The following is a 13702-nucleotide window of genomic DNA, read 5'->3' on the forward strand; positions in this document are numbered from 1 at the left end:
TAGGGTAGAGCGATCGCCTGGCTACAAAACAGAATCCTTACTCATGAATTGTACCATCCGGCATGATTGCTCCCTCTAAATCAGCATTGGTGAGAATTGCCCCTGTTAAATCTGCACCTTGCAAATTTGCTTTTCGCAGAATCGCATTCTCAAGATTGGCATAACTCAAATCTGCACCTTGTAAACTAACCTGAGTTAAATCTGTTGGTAAGTTACCCCACTGAATTGTTTTACCCAAATTAGCCCGACATAATTTGGCTTGATCTAAGTTGGCATGATGCAAGGAAGCTGCTCTCAAGTCAGCGTAACTCAAATCTGCCCCAGTCAAAACCGCATATCCCAAATCTGTACGCTGGTTAGAACTAGGGCGGAAATCTGCTTGAAATAGCAAAGAACGGGATAAGTTTGCACCATGCAAATTCGCACCACACAAACTTGATTTAATTAAGTTGGTTTCTTCTAAACGTGTTTTGACTAATTTCGCACCGGTTAAATCTGCTTCTCGGAGAACTGCACGAAATAAGTCAGCTTCACTCAAATCTATGCCCCAAAGAATCGATTCACTCAAGTCTGTTTCCCGTAAACAAGCTTGGCTGAGATTAGTTTTGCCAAGTCGTGTCTGACGTAAATCACCATAGCTAAAATCTACACCTGTCAGGTTAGCGTTTGTTAATTCTGCTTCTTGTAAGTTAACTCGCGGAAAATTCCGTTCTCCAGCAGCATATTTTTTGAGAATCTGATTCAAATCCATAATTAATTCAAAATTAAAAGTTCAAAAACAGACGTTAAGTAAAACAGGGTAAATAATTAAAGGTTTGTAGTGAGAACTTTAGTTCTCTCTACGTTCTCTACGTTCGCGGAGCGTGTCGTAGACAGAGGCTACGCCAACGCGTAGCGTCCCGCAGGGAACAGAAAAGGACTAAAGTCCTTACTACGAACTGAATCCTCGTTTTTTTACATTACTTAACAGTAAACCATTAGCAGTCAACAACCTTCAAGAATGACTATATAATTTCAAAGCGTAATAGCTTAATATTGTCGTTCTTTCCCAATTCCCAATTCCCAATTCCCCATTCCCTAATAACGACTAACGCAACGTTGAAAAGCAGGGAGATGGTGATTTTGCGAAACATGGCGAAGTTGAGTAAAAGCAATCCGTAGATCCGATTCTTGCACAAATTCTAAAAAACGGTCATACATTTCGACATTAGCGATTTCTGATTCTACTCCCGCTTGACAGGCAGCTTTGAGAGTGTCGGGGGTTTGGACATTGCCCATAAAATTATCAGCAGGAATGGGCAATCCGTATTTACTAAATAGATGATTCCATAAAGAAACGTGTCTATCTTCGGCGTGAACAATGTTGCTAAATGGACGCACTTCACCAAATTTCTTGATGACTGCGGTGTAAAAAGCACGGGCATGATATTCATCGTTGATGGCATCAATCATTGCCTGTTGGGTTTGGGTATTCAACTCCGTACTAGGATTGTAAGCCGCAGTTGGGTTAGTCGTAGTATTGGCGATCGCTACACCACACAAACCACGTTTAGCCATTTGATGATGTCGGCGGTGTCTTTGACAATTCATATTTCTTCCTCATTTTTTAGCCAGTCAAAATTGGCTATTCAATTTTTATTTAAAGAAATCTCTGGGCTAATTTCTCTACTACTCTGTACTGGGAGAGGCGCAACTAAGGATAATCCCAATAATTTCAACGCTAATCTTTCAAACCAAGGTACAGCAGCCCCGAAGCGCATTTTAGCCAGAAAATATCTCTCAAACGCAGCTTTTGCCCAACTTACCCAAGCACCACTCAACGCTACAGCCCGCCGACGTTTACCTGTGACTGCATCAGGTAGCACAGGGTTAGCGAGAAATAAAATTCCTGAATCACCAAAGTCAGCAAAGCAAATGGCATCCAGGGTTGGGGTGACTGGCTGGGCAGAATGTACTCCCAATTCAATAGCAATATTATGTGCCACTGCCATACCCATTGCTTCCGTCATCTGTCCAGTTTTGGGTACTCCCAAGGGGATAGGTGTTACTTCTGGTGGTTTAATTTGTACCACAACTCCCACGGCGTAAATTGAGGAATATTCAGGATGTCTGTATGTCGGTAATACAGGAATGAAGCCATCTTGATTACCTAAGCCTGGTACTTGACGCACAAAGCGTGGCCCTCTAAAGGGTGGCAGTAGCATTGAGTAAGCAAATGGCAATACTCTGCCATTTCTCAGATAAATCTCATTTGGCTCAATCGCTGTGATTGCTGCATTTTCAATAACTTCTACATTCCGTTCTGCCATGAATTTTTTCACTAACTCAGCAGAATTAGCCATCCCACCAATACCCAAGTGTCCGGCGTAGGGTTCTGGTGTCACAAAAGTAATTGATACCTGCTCCCGTAATCCCTGTTTCCTGAGAACGTAGTCTGCCAATAGGGTAAACTCGTAGGCAGGGCCTAAACAACTCGTTTTTGGTAATGCCCCTACTACTAATTGCCCTGGTGCAAGGAGAAACTTTTGCCAAGCTTTCTCGGCAATTAAAGCGTGATGCGGATTACATACTGATTGCGTATATCCATCGGGTCCTAAACCAGCGATCGCATCTAATGCCAGTTCTGCACCTGTGGCAATAATCAAGTAATCGTAAGTAATACTTTCCTCTCCAAACGTGATCTTTTGATCGTGAGGATTCAAGTGATCTACTCGTCCTTGTATCCAATTAATCCCCCTTTGCTTGAGCCGTTCTTGCAAGCTTACCTGAATGGACTCTAAAGAAGTTAAGCCCATTGCTACCCAAGGCAAGGAAGGAATAAATGTGAAGTAAGGGGTTTCTGAAATGACGGTAACTTGATGTTGTTTGGGGAGGATATGCCGTAATTCATAAGCGGTGGGTAAACCGCCCAACCCTGCACCGACGATGACGATATGAGCCATTGCAGGAAATCTCCGAAATATTGGATTGTGGATTTGGGGATGAATTGAGAGATAAGCAAGTTTGTAGTAAGGACTTTAGTCCTGATTTTTCTAAGGACTAAAGTCCTTACTACGAACCGTTAAAACTAACTTGATAGACCAATAGATTGATTCCTATTATTATTATTTTTCAAACATCAGAACTCTTGTATTACTTTTAATTAAGATACTGACTGCACAAAAGGGTGTAGAAAAAATAAATCTCCTTAAAAATTTATATAACTATATAGTAGTATAATAGATAAAGATTAGTAAAGAGTGAGAAAGTTTATGGATGATAGCTTAAGTCTCCCCAACCCTTCCATGTCTAGACGGCAACTGCTGAATTTCTTCACTGGAGCTATTGTTGCAGCTACCGCTAGTGCAGCTTTATATCCGGCGAGTAAGTTTTTCATACCTCCATCTGAAAGCACTGATGCAGGCGGTAGTATTCTCGCTAAAGATATACTTGGTCATCCCATCCCAGCCAGCCAAATTTTAGCCCAACCACCAGAAACACGGGCTTTAATCGCTGGATTGGCTGGTGAGCCTACCTATTTAACTGTTAGGGAAGATGGCACTCTTGAGCCTGTGGGTATTGTTAATAACTGTACTCATTTGGGTTGTACTTTCCCTTGGAATCCGGTTGATCAACAGTTCCAATGTCCTTGTCACGGTTCACGCTATGATGCCCAAGGTTCTGTAGAACGGGGGCCTGCTAACCGTCCTCTGAAGTTGGTTCATGTCCAAGTTAAGGATGATTATGTTTGGATTTCGCCTTGGCAAGAGACAGATCCTCGGACTGGTGAAAAACCTTGGTGGGTTTAAAAACGCGGAGGGGCGCGGAGGTAGGCGCGGAGGGGCGCGGAGAGTTTTTTTAAGAGGAATTGGTGAGAATATGCAGTTATCAAAAGGTAATGTTTCGGAACGTTTGGATCATGTTTATGATGCAATTATTGTTGGTGGTGGTGCTGGGGGGCTGTCGGCTGGGATTTATTTGCAGAGGTATCGGTTGTCTAGTCTAATTATTGACAAGGGTAAGGCTCGTTCTTTCTGGATGCAGGAGTTACATAATTATCTGGGTTTGCCTCCTGATACTCCTGGGCGTGTTTTGTTGCAGCAGGGTAAGAAGCATTATGATTCTCTGGATGGGGATTTTTTGAATGCTTATGTTGAGGAGGTGGTGGACGAGGGTGATACTTTTGCGGTGCGGGTGAAAGTTGGTCGTCAAAATAGTATTTACTCTGTTTTGCGTTCTAAGTATTTGATTGCGGCTAGTGGCATTATTGACCATCTGCCACCTTTGGAAAATATGCAGAATGTGTTTGAATACGCTGGCTATAATTTGCACGTTTGTATGGTCTGTGATGGCTATGAAATGGCTGATAAGCAATGCGGGTTTTTTGCGGGGAGTGAAGCCAGTATTGAGGAAATGGTGTTTAATCTCAGTTGGTTTACGCCCTACATTACTATCTTCACTCACGGGTTATTTACTGTGAGTGCAGAATTACGTTCTAAATTGCAACAGTATGGTTATCGCTTGGTGGAAACACCTATTAAGCAATTTTTGGGTAAAAACCATCACATGACAGGTGTGGAATTGGTTGATGGTACGGTGGTTGAGTTGGAAACTGGTTTAATTTCAATGGGTTCGCGCTATCACAATACTTATCTAGAAAAGTTTAATTTGGAGCGCAAAGGAGGATATTTAATTACAGATCAAATGGGTAGAACTTCTCACCCGCGCATTTTTGCGATTGGAGACTTGAAGGTAGGTTTAAATCAAGTGGTGATTGCGGCGGGTGATGGCGCATTGGCTGCAACGCAGATTTGGCGGGAAATTCGCCGTGCTGTCGGTGCTAGACCTTGGCTGTCAAATCTGCCATCAGCTCTGACACAGAAATGATACGCTGATTTTGAGTCACGTTTGCACCAGAAAAAATTAACCCATTTTCTACGTCGCCACGGGCTGCTTGAGAGAGGGCATTCAGTAGACAATAGGTTTTACCTTTGTCTCGAAATAGACAGACTTCTAAGCAATTGGCAATACATCGCCGCTCTTGTAATGATTCTGCCATGATTTCTTCTGCAAAGGAATTACGTAAAGCTCGACTGGGTTTACCTACGGGGCTGGGTACGGTGACTATGTCTTCTGGATGCGCTTGCAAATGGCGTTCTTTATAATTTTGATGGGCATCACATTCAATGGTGGTGATGAAGCGTGTACCCATTTGTACGCCGTCCGCTCCCATTGCTAACATTTGATCTATGTCGGTGCGATCGCTAACTCCACCGGTGACAATTAACGGTATCCTCACACCCATTTTCTCAGTTAAATATTCTCGCACTTGCGAAATCACCCACGCGATCGAAAACCCTGGAACATTAATTTGTTCACATTGGGTAAAATGTCCCCCTACCTTCTGGCAATTTTCTAAAATCAAGGCATCGGGTAAGCGATTATATCGACTTTTCCATGTCTGACAAAGATACTCTGCTGAGTCTGCATTGGCGACGGTCGGTACTAGTGCCACATCTGGATAATCGGCGGTATACTCTGGTAAAGCTAAGGGTAATGCTCCCCCTGTAACAATCAGATTTGCTCCCTCGGCGGCTGCGGTTTTCGCTAACCCTGGGTAATCTTTAGTACCTACCAGAATATTGACACCAATTACCCCATCGGGGCTAATACTCCTGGCTTTGGATAATTCATCACTTAAAGCTAGGCGATTGGCTGTAAAAAAACTACTCTTTTGACGGGGATTAAAGTACGGAGAATCTAAACCAATTCCCAAAGACGCAATCATCCCCACACCTCCAGCATTGGCAACTGCTCCCGCTAATTTCGCGCCAGATACCCGCACCGCCATTGCAGCTTGCACAATGGGATAGCGGGCAATATGTTTACCAATCCGCAAGGGATGGAGGATCTGGGTCATGACAGATTTACTCACTTATTAACTAAATAACCGAAAAGTAATTTTACCATTTCAGTGTGTCTTTTTAGGGGTGTAGGGGTGTGGGGGTGTGGGGTGTAGACTCTGAAGCCTAGATGAAGTCAAGATTTTCGTTACAGCAGTATTAATTTCAATTAACCACTTGACAACTTTACTACTATACAGTTATATAATATTCATATACGACGGATACACCGATTTGTTGAAAGATACAGATGCTCTCCTGAATAACTCGGACTGCATCTGACTTTCTTAAATTACGTAGACACTACTCTCTCTTAATACCAATTCTGCAAAATTCATTAACACATATCTTGCACCTCCGTTAAAAACCGGGTTTCTTGCAAATCCCTCAGCTTAAAACCTTAATCTTTCGTTCAGAAACCCGGTTTTTTAGGGCTTGTTGAGAATGGTGCAAGATATCAGATTAACAAAGCTCAACTTTGAAACCTTTGTTAAATCAGGATTTCTTAATTTTGAATTTTGAATTTTGAATTTGTATGACCCCTCTGGTCAAACCGCTACGTAATTACTAATTGGTGTTTCCCTGTCACTCAAAATTCATCATTACCATTCGCACTCATTACCAAATATGACAACACTACTCAAAGAGCGTAGTAGCTCTAATTTATGGGATAGATTCAGCAACTGGATTACCAGTACAGACAATCGGATGTATGTTGGCTGGTTTGGCGTAATCCTGATTCCCACTGCCTTAACTGCGGCAATTGTGTTTATTTTGGCGTTTATTGCTGCGCCTCCTGTGGATGTAGATGGTATCCGCGAACCTGTTTCTGGTTCACTGCTTTACGGCAATAACATCATGACTGCTACTGTAGTTCCGACTTCGGCGGCGATTGGTTTGCACCTTTACCCCATCTGGGAAGCTGCTTCTTTGGATGAGTGGCTATATAACGGTGGCCCTTATCAAATGATTGTGTTGCACTTCTTGTTGGCTATCTATGCTTATATGGGTCGTCAGTGGGAATTAAGCTACCGTTTAGGGATGCGTCCTTGGATTCCTGTAGCGTTTTCTGCTCCCGTTGCGGCTGCAACAGCTGTTTTGTTGATTTATCCCATTGGGCAAGGTAGTTTTTCCGATGGCATGATGTTGGGTGTTTCCGGTACATTCAACTTCATGATTGTGTTTTCACCAGAACACAACATCCTCATGCACCCCTTCCATATGATTGGTGTCGCTGGGGTGTTTGGTGGGGCTTTATTCTCGGCAATGCACGGTTCTTTGGTGACTTCTACCCTCGTTCGGGAAACTTCAGAAGCTGAATCAGCGAATATTGGTTATAAGTTTGGTCAAGAAGAAGAAACCTACAATATCGTAGCGGCACATGGTTACTTTGGACGGTTAATTTTCCAATATGCCAGCTTTAATAACTCACGTTCTTTGCACTTCTTCCTTGCTGCTTGGCCTGTAATTGGGATTTGGTTTGCGGCTTTGGGTATCAGCACCATGTCATTTAACTTGAATGGATTCAACTTCAATAACTCGATTTTGGATCATGAAGGACGGACAATTGATACCTGGGCAGATTTATTAAACAGAGCCAATTTAGGGATTGAAGTGATGCACGAGCGTAATGCTCATAACTTCCCTCTAGACTTAGCATCTGGTGAAGCTCAACCCATTGCCCTTGCTGCTCCTTCAATTGCAAGTTAGTTGCTGCGTTGGTACTGCTCATACATTAGCACCCTAGAATTAGGGTGCTTTTTTAACAGTTATCAGTTATCAGTCAAGAGTGATGTGTTTATCGTTGGGTTTAACAGTGAACAGTTATCAGTTTTTTTTTGATAACTGTTCACCCAACACCCAGCACTGATTTAAAGGGGGCGGGGGTTGTGTGACCTAGGCTGGAGCTAAAACCATCCTTCTTGTTCTAAGGTTTCAATTAGCTGTAAGCCACGGGGATCACCTACACCTAATAGTGAGGCTTTAGCATCTTCCCTTACTCCTAAGTCTTTGTCTTCGGCAAAGGACTGAATTAAGGCATCGATCGCAGCAGCATAAACTACATTAGAGGGTAGTTCTTTACACAGTTGCCCGATAGCCCAAGCACTGTTGCTTCTGACTGCTGCTACTGGATCTTGAAATAAGGATTCAATTAGGGGAGGTATTGCCCCAATAATGGCTTCATAACTGACATCTGCCATTTGTGCTAAGGCACTAGCCGACCACAATCGCACTGCCGAAATCTCGGTTTTTAGGGCATCTGCAAGGGGTGCTAAACAACGGCGATCGCGGCAATTCCCTAAAGCCCATACTACACCTTTACGTACATAGCCGTTCCAGTCTCGATTTAGCTGATTAATTAAGGGTTCAACTGCATCGGTACTCGGATTACGCCCAATCCCATAGGCTGCACTCACCCGAACTAAGGGACAGGTATCAGTCAACAAGTCTATTAACAGGGGAGTCGCTCTGGAGTCTTCTATATCACAAAAAGCGCGGGCTGCCAACATCTTTTGTTGAGGTTGGGAACTTTGCAGCAGTGCTAACATCTCGTCTGGGTCAGGTTTTGGCAATTCTGACTCAGCCGTGATGGGTTCTAGTTTATCTAAGGGACTTTCTAAATCCTCCTCGATATCGAGTTCGAGTATGCTTAGGTCTTCTTCGTCATACATATACTTTTATGCTTTGGGGTGATCTGTATATATCCCCCGGTTCTAATTTATTAAAACTTTATTTTTATCGGTTAAATCATTGTACACTGTCTGATCCATCTCATTGCAGGGAATTGGGAATTGGGCATGGGGCATGGGGCATTGGCAGGGAAAAAGTAATGATTATTGACTATCTAGTTGCTTGAGCATCCAGAGGGATTGGGTTTGATAACCTAGCTGATGATAGAGATTGAGGGCAGGTTGGTTGGTTTGAAATACTTGTAATCCAATTTGGCGATCGCCTCTTTGAATTGCCCAATTTTCTAGATAGCGCATTAAGGCTGTAGCAATGCCCCGCCGCCGATGTTCTGGGAGGACGTAAAGTAAAAAAATGTGGGGATGGCGTGTGCCAGTAACTTGATCTATGGCATTACCTACCCAAAGACAGGCGACGGGAGAGGGGGGAGTTTGGACGCTCTCACTTCCACAATCCACCCACCACAAGGGGGTATCTTTGGAGAAGTATTGCTCAACGGTTCGAGCTAAGTGGGCAAAATCCTGTTGTGGATATAGGTCTTGGTAAGTGCGCTGCATGAATTTGACTAGCAGCGATCGCTCTAAGGTAGAGCCACGACGAAGATAATAGCCGGGTATTAATAATTCAAAATTCAAAATTCAAAATTAAGGAATTTTGGGGCATGGGGCATGGGGCATTGGGCATTGGGCATGGGGCATGGGGCATGGGGCATTGGGCATTGGGCATTGGGCATTGGGGTATAGGGGTAAATATTTCTACCTTGTCTACCTTGTCTACCTTGTCTCCCTTGTCTACCTTGTCTACCTTGTCTACCTTGTCTCCCCCTGCCCCCTGCCCCCTCCAACCTACTTGTATCAAACTTAAAGTGAAACGGTATGACCTATAACCATGCCCACTTCTTCAATTGGTGCTGGGGCTGCCATGTCGGAGGGTAAAAATATGCGTGCGCTGACTGCTACTAGGGCGATGATGAATACTAATACTACTAGTAGGGGGGCAATGTATTGACGAAAGATAGCCATATTTTTGTGTGCGATCGCTTGCGGGTGGGAAATCTAATTAAAGATTTGTGAATTTTACTTGACTTAATTTTAGCGGGTTTTGGTTCTTGGGGAAAAGGAGGGGGAATTTTTTAACGCAGAGGAACGCGGTGAACCAGCGTTGTAGGAGGGTTTCCCTCCGTAGACGACTGGTGAACCCAAAGGGAGGTTTACGCAAAGGAACGCGGAGAGTTGTTAGCGGGTGTCTCGGTCTAGGTCGTCTAGGACTCTCTCGCAATACCAATTTTCTGGCATTCCGGGATAGTTTTCTTTGGCTTGGTCAATTAATCTGTCGGCGGCGGCGGCATCACCAGATAATTTAGAAATGAGTTTGTTTTTGAGATAGTTTTGGCTCTCAAATGTGGGTTCACTGATGCTCTGGTTGATTGGTTCGGAGGATCTTTGTGGTAATGTTTGGGTTTGTCCTCGTTTCAATTGCCAGAACAATACGTAATAGAGTGTGCCAAAAATTAAAATTAAGCTGATTGTTCCGAAAAAGGTGAGGATGTTAAATGTTAGATAACCTAAAACTAATTGTGAAAGCACATAGCCAAGTAATAACCCGGTTAGTAAAAGAATAAATGTGCCGATAATAATTACTATTTGGTTTCCCATAAGTCCTCGTCTTCTGGCTCAATTCCTGGTCTGTTTACTGCCACTGGTTTTTGGTTCCAGGGGGCAAAAAATGGTAATAAAAGCAATCCTGGGACTGCGGCTATAATACTAATCACGAAAAATAAAGGCCAACCCGTACTTTTTGCGAGGCTGCCGGCGGGTGCAACTAAAATATCACGGCTAACTGCCATAAAACTGGAAAGTAAAGCATACTGGGTAGCAGAAAAACGTTGGTTACATAAACTCATTAAAAAGCCAACAAAGGCCGCTGTTCCTAAACCAGCACAAAAGTTTTCAATGTTAATAGTTAACACTAGCATTTGGTAATTTCTACCGACTTGAGCTAGTAATAAGTAAGCTAAGTTACTAACAGCTTGTAGTCCACCAAATAGCCACAGTGAGCGATTGAGTCCGATTTTACTGAGAATGACTCCCCCTGTTAATGTGCCAACAATGGTAGCGATTAATCCCATTCCACCCTGAATTGCACCAATATCGGTTTGAGTGAATCCAGTTTGTAGCAGGAAAGGTGTAGACATATTGTTGACAAAGGAATCGCCTAGTTTATAGAGGACGATGAACAATAAAGTCAAAATGGCATAAACTACCCCTTGGCGTTGAAAAAATTCCCCAAAGGGTAAAATAACGGCGGCGGCTAGAGATTCTGGGGGTCGTGTTTCTTTGGGTTCTGGTGCAAATAATGTGCCGACGATGCCAATTGCCATAGCGGCAGCCATGAATAAGTAAACTGATGACCAGGGTATATTATCGGCTAGGATTAATGCTAGAGAGCCTGTGAGCAGTAAGGCGATGCGATAGCCTAGAACGAAAACGGCTGCACCCGCACCTAATTCTAATTCTTCTAAAACATCGGTGCGGTAAGCGTCGGCGGCAATGTCTTGGGTAGCACTGAAAAATGCGATCGCCACTGCATTAATCGCTAAAAGTTGTAGTGCTTGTTTGGGTTGTTGCAAGGCCATACAGGCGATCGCAATCAATAATCCTATTTGCAGGGTGATTAACCAGCCGCGCCTTCTACCTAAAAATGGGAGATTAAACCAGTCTAACAACGGCGACCAGAGAAATTTTAAGGAATAGGGTAAGCCGACTAAGCTAAATAAGCCAATAGCTGTTAAATCGACCTTTTCCACCGTCATCCAAGCTTGCAAGGTCTTACTAGTCAAGAATAATGGTAAACCCGATGAAAAACCAAGGAGTATTAACGCCGCCATTTTTCGGCTACCAAAAACTTGCAGCAGCGATCGCACTGGATTCATATATCTATTTTTATTTGTGAGTTGGAGTTATCTTGCCATAGTTGTTGTATGATTACACGCCATATATAAAAATTTGCCAAAAACCTTTATAGATAAACTTCTTTGTTATATTTAAATTGCCTAAATTTAAATCCCGACTGCTATAAAAAGTCGGGAATCTGGGTGATAAATTTTACTGTATTCTTAGCTTGAGGTAGTAGTCAAAACCACCTTTTGACGCATAGCACGTTTGCGATCGCTCTTTCGCGTACCTCCAGCCATTTGATACTCATGGCTATTGTTACCGAACTTATAAGCAACACCACGCAAAATGCTCTCAGAATAGTCTGCTAAATCTTGTTCATATTCAACTATCTGAGTTAATAAAACATCAATATTAGAAAGAGTGGTATTGTACGCTTCCAGAGATTTTCTGAGGCGTTCAATTTTTTTGGTATAATCTTGAACCGTTAACCCTTCTCCTACATCTAGAGTTGGACTAATAGATTTAATGCTTGCTAGACGTATCTCAGCTTTATCTAGCATACGTGAATTGCGTTTTTGTCTTGCCATAATTAATACTCAAACTTCTAGTTTGCCCTAACTCTATAGTGGACAATTGTTTAAGGCGTTGTCATACGTAAAATTGTTGATTTTTGTAAAAAAATTTAAAGATTCAGGAATTTACAGTAGTGATTATTTATCTGACTTTGCACGTTATGTGGAAAAGTTAACATGAAACCTAACCCCCAACCCCTTCTCTACAAGGGAAGGGGAGCAAGAATCAAAGTAGAGACGTTGCATGCAACGTCTCTACAGTTGCAGGCTACGGTGTACACACATCTTTGTACTGAGTGCAAAATGTGGCTTGATCCCCCCTAGCCCCCCTTAAAAAAGGGGGGAACTAGAATCAAAAGGGTCAAAGTCCACGCCACTTGCTACAAGTCGGCAGAGCCGCCCAACGCAGTGGCTCCCCTTTTTAAGGGGGATTTAGGGGGATCGAATGACTTGTGTGTACACGGTAGACAGTTGCAGGGGAGAGGTACTCTACGAGAAGAGCTTCGCTCTATGGAGAGGGGTTATCCCGATCCCGTGAAAAGTCAGATTATTGATAACTTGCACATCGAGTGAAGTTCTTAACGTTAAAGCGGAAGTTGCTACAGAGTGCGCGAAACACGGAAACGTGAAGACAAAAGTTACTTTCGGGAAAGCAAAAGTTACTTTCGGGAAAGCAGAAGTTACTTTCGGGAAAGCAGAAGTTACTTCCGGGAAAGCAGAAGTTACTTCCGGGAAGGCAAAAGTTACTTCCGGGAAAGCAAAATTTATACCATATCTAGCATAGAATCCTGATGCGCTTAGATTATCACAGGAACTATCAGTTATTAATTGTTTTAACTGTTTTGTAACTTTGCTAACTAAAAAACCGGGTTTCTGAACGAAAGATTATGGTTTATAAGCTGATTTGCAAGAAACCCCGTTTTTAACCTGAACGAAAGATTATGGTTTATAAGAAACCCGGTTTTTCAATCCGTCAAACCCACGTTAAACTACAAATATCAGCCCACTCTGACGGGAAACCATTGTGAAAGCTAGATGGATTATTACAGCAGTTTCAGCCGCATTGTTTTTTGGTGGTAGCCTGTTTACCTCACTGCGTGACCCTTGGTTTCAAAACTTACAACGCCCCAACTGGTTGACGTTTGAATTTATCATCCCGTTTGTTTGGACTTTGATTTGGGCTTGTCTCACCATTTCAGCCATTATTGTGTGGGAGAAAAAAACTAGACAAGGTTCTCGACCTTGGTTTTTAATGGTTGTTTATAGTGCGATCGCTCTCCTCACTTCCACCTACAGTCCCGTTGTCGTAGAACTGCGAAGCCTCACAGGCGGAATCATTCTCGGTGGACTAGCTACGCTCTTAGTTTATATTTTGGCTTTTGTTGTCAGGCCAATTTCTCAAACAGCATCTTGGCTATTTCTTCCCTACGCACTTTGGGGGCCATTCGGGACATATTTAACTTGGTTATTATTACAACTCAATCCCAGTGTAGGGTTATAAGTCGTAATTAAGATGGGGAATGGGGCATGGGGCTAATCAATTCAAAATTCAAAATTCAAAATACCCTGCGGGAAGGCTTGCGCCTACAAAATTCAAAATTCAAGAGTTTTTCTGCCCCTGCTCCCCTGCCCCTTGTCTCCCTTGTCTCCCTTGTCTCCCTTG

General features: G+C 43.1%; 15 protein-coding genes. 4 read left to right on the forward strand and 11 right to left on the reverse strand.

Annotation, left to right across the window (positions count from 1 at the left end; all coding sequences use genetic code 11):
- Positions 1–37: 37 nt before the first annotated feature.
- From hetL to ACPZ3T_RS19185, 3 genes are all read right to left on the reverse strand, one after another.
- Positions 38–751 carry a heterocyst differentiation pentapeptide repeat protein HetL gene (gene hetL / locus ACPZ3T_RS19175; RefSeq protein WP_490271052.1) on the reverse strand — a complete coding sequence of 238 codons (714 nt, stop codon included), beginning with the start codon at positions 749–751 and terminating at the stop codon, positions 38–40.
- Positions 752–1077: 326 nt separating this feature from the next.
- A complete protein-coding gene (locus ACPZ3T_RS19180; protein ID WP_490271053.1) occupies positions 1078–1590 on the reverse strand; it encodes a ferritin-like domain-containing protein in 513 nt (170 codons plus the stop codon).
- A 38-nt stretch (positions 1591–1628) separates the two neighbouring features.
- Positions 1629–2942, reverse strand: a complete 1314-nt coding sequence (locus ACPZ3T_RS19185) for an NAD(P)/FAD-dependent oxidoreductase (protein WP_490271054.1) — start codon at positions 2940–2942, stop codon at positions 1629–1631.
- Positions 2943–3251: 309 nt separating this feature from the next.
- Here ACPZ3T_RS19185 and petC point away from each other — a divergent pair, with 309 nt between their 5' ends.
- On the forward strand, positions 3252–3788 hold the full coding sequence (gene petC, locus ACPZ3T_RS19190) for a cytochrome b6-f complex iron-sulfur subunit (protein ID WP_490271055.1): 537 nt from the start codon (positions 3252–3254) through the stop codon (positions 3786–3788).
- Positions 3789–3858: 70 nt separating this feature from the next.
- Positions 3859–4866 carry an NAD(P)/FAD-dependent oxidoreductase gene (locus ACPZ3T_RS19195; RefSeq protein WP_490271056.1) on the forward strand — a complete coding sequence of 336 codons (1008 nt, stop codon included), beginning with the start codon at positions 3859–3861 and terminating at the stop codon, positions 4864–4866.
- Here the strand turns inward: ACPZ3T_RS19195 and ACPZ3T_RS19200 are convergent.
- Entirely contained in the window at positions 4820–5899 is a 1080-nt protein-coding gene (locus ACPZ3T_RS19200; RefSeq protein ID WP_490271057.1) for an NAD(P)H-dependent flavin oxidoreductase, read from the reverse strand. The two genes, ACPZ3T_RS19195 and ACPZ3T_RS19200, sit on opposite strands and share 47 nt — an antisense overlap.
- 610 nt (positions 5900–6509) lie before the next feature.
- Between ACPZ3T_RS19200 and psbA the strand changes: the two genes are divergently transcribed.
- Complete coding sequence (psbA, locus tag ACPZ3T_RS19205) at positions 6510–7592, forward strand: photosystem II q(b) protein (protein ID WP_490271058.1); 1083 nt, start codon at positions 6510–6512, stop codon at positions 7590–7592.
- A gap of 197 nt (positions 7593–7789) precedes the next feature.
- On the opposite strand, the gene ACPZ3T_RS19210 is transcribed toward psbA, so the two are convergent.
- The 7 genes from ACPZ3T_RS19210 to ACPZ3T_RS19240 form a co-directional block, all read right to left on the reverse strand.
- Positions 7790–8554 carry a HEAT repeat domain-containing protein gene (locus tag ACPZ3T_RS19210; protein WP_490271059.1) on the reverse strand — a complete coding sequence of 255 codons (765 nt, stop codon included), beginning with the start codon at positions 8552–8554 and terminating at the stop codon, positions 7790–7792.
- A 162-nt stretch (positions 8555–8716) separates the two neighbouring features.
- Positions 8717–9205, reverse strand: a complete 489-nt coding sequence (locus ACPZ3T_RS19215; RefSeq protein ID WP_490271060.1) for a GNAT family N-acetyltransferase — start codon at positions 9203–9205, stop codon at positions 8717–8719.
- Positions 9195–9428, reverse strand: coding sequence for a hypothetical protein (locus tag ACPZ3T_RS19220; RefSeq protein WP_490271061.1), 234 nt, complete (start codon positions 9426–9428; stop codon positions 9195–9197). The genes ACPZ3T_RS19215 and ACPZ3T_RS19220 overlap by 11 nt, the downstream gene beginning before the upstream one ends.
- A gap of 2 nt (positions 9429–9430) precedes the next feature.
- Positions 9431–9592, reverse strand: a complete 162-nt coding sequence (locus ACPZ3T_RS19225; protein WP_490271062.1) for a DUF8624 family small hydrophobic protein — start codon at positions 9590–9592, stop codon at positions 9431–9433.
- A gap of 213 nt (positions 9593–9805) precedes the next feature.
- A complete protein-coding gene (locus ACPZ3T_RS19230; RefSeq protein WP_490271063.1) occupies positions 9806–10225 on the reverse strand; it encodes an ABC transporter permease in 420 nt (139 codons plus the stop codon).
- Positions 10210–11502 (reverse strand): AmpG family muropeptide MFS transporter, encoded by a 1293-nt coding sequence (locus ACPZ3T_RS19235; RefSeq protein ID WP_490271064.1) that lies wholly within the window; start codon positions 11500–11502, stop codon positions 10210–10212. The genes ACPZ3T_RS19230 and ACPZ3T_RS19235 overlap by 16 nt, the downstream gene beginning before the upstream one ends.
- Positions 11503–11685: 183 nt before the next feature.
- Positions 11686–12054 (reverse strand): hypothetical protein, encoded by a 369-nt coding sequence (locus tag ACPZ3T_RS19240; RefSeq protein WP_490271065.1) that lies wholly within the window; start codon positions 12052–12054, stop codon positions 11686–11688.
- A gap of 1009 nt (positions 12055–13063) precedes the next feature.
- On the opposite strand from ACPZ3T_RS19240, the gene ACPZ3T_RS19245 reads away from it, so the two are divergent.
- Entirely contained in the window at positions 13064–13540 is a 477-nt protein-coding gene (locus tag ACPZ3T_RS19245) for a TspO/MBR family protein (protein ID WP_490271066.1), read from the forward strand.
- Positions 13541–13702: the final 162 nt, after the last annotated feature.

Source organism: Aliinostoc maniaoense (assembly GCF_058172895.1).

What these genes read in the sequence shown, in the direction of transcription:
- hetL (WP_490271052.1), bottom strand. Translation starts at nt 751, where the DNA reads ATGGATTTGAATCAGATTCTCAAAAAATATGCTGCTGGAGAACGGAAT.
- ACPZ3T_RS19180 (WP_490271053.1), bottom strand. Translation starts at nt 1,590, where the DNA reads ATGAATTGTCAAAGACACCGCCGACATCATCAAATGGCTAAACGTGGT.
- ACPZ3T_RS19185 (WP_490271054.1), bottom strand. Translation starts at nt 2,942, where the DNA reads ATGGCTCATATCGTCATCGTCGGTGCAGGGTTGGGCGGTTTACCCACC.
- petC (WP_490271055.1), top strand. Translation starts at nt 3,252, where the DNA reads ATGGATGATAGCTTAAGTCTCCCCAACCCTTCCATGTCTAGACGGCAA.
- ACPZ3T_RS19195 (WP_490271056.1), top strand. Translation starts at nt 3,859, where the DNA reads ATGCAGTTATCAAAAGGTAATGTTTCGGAACGTTTGGATCATGTTTAT.
- ACPZ3T_RS19200 (WP_490271057.1), bottom strand. Translation starts at nt 5,899, where the DNA reads ATGACCCAGATCCTCCATCCCTTGCGGATTGGTAAACATATTGCCCGC.
- psbA (WP_490271058.1), top strand. Translation starts at nt 6,510, where the DNA reads ATGACAACACTACTCAAAGAGCGTAGTAGCTCTAATTTATGGGATAGA.
- ACPZ3T_RS19210 (WP_490271059.1), bottom strand. Translation starts at nt 8,554, where the DNA reads ATGTATGACGAAGAAGACCTAAGCATACTCGAACTCGATATCGAGGAG.
- ACPZ3T_RS19225 (WP_490271062.1), bottom strand. Translation starts at nt 9,592, where the DNA reads ATGGCTATCTTTCGTCAATACATTGCCCCCCTACTAGTAGTATTAGTA.
- ACPZ3T_RS19230 (WP_490271063.1), bottom strand. Translation starts at nt 10,225, where the DNA reads ATGGGAAACCAAATAGTAATTATTATCGGCACATTTATTCTTTTACTA.
- ACPZ3T_RS19235 (WP_490271064.1), bottom strand. Translation starts at nt 11,502, where the DNA reads ATGAATCCAGTGCGATCGCTGCTGCAAGTTTTTGGTAGCCGAAAAATG.
- ACPZ3T_RS19240 (WP_490271065.1), bottom strand. Translation starts at nt 12,054, where the DNA reads ATGGCAAGACAAAAACGCAATTCACGTATGCTAGATAAAGCTGAGATA.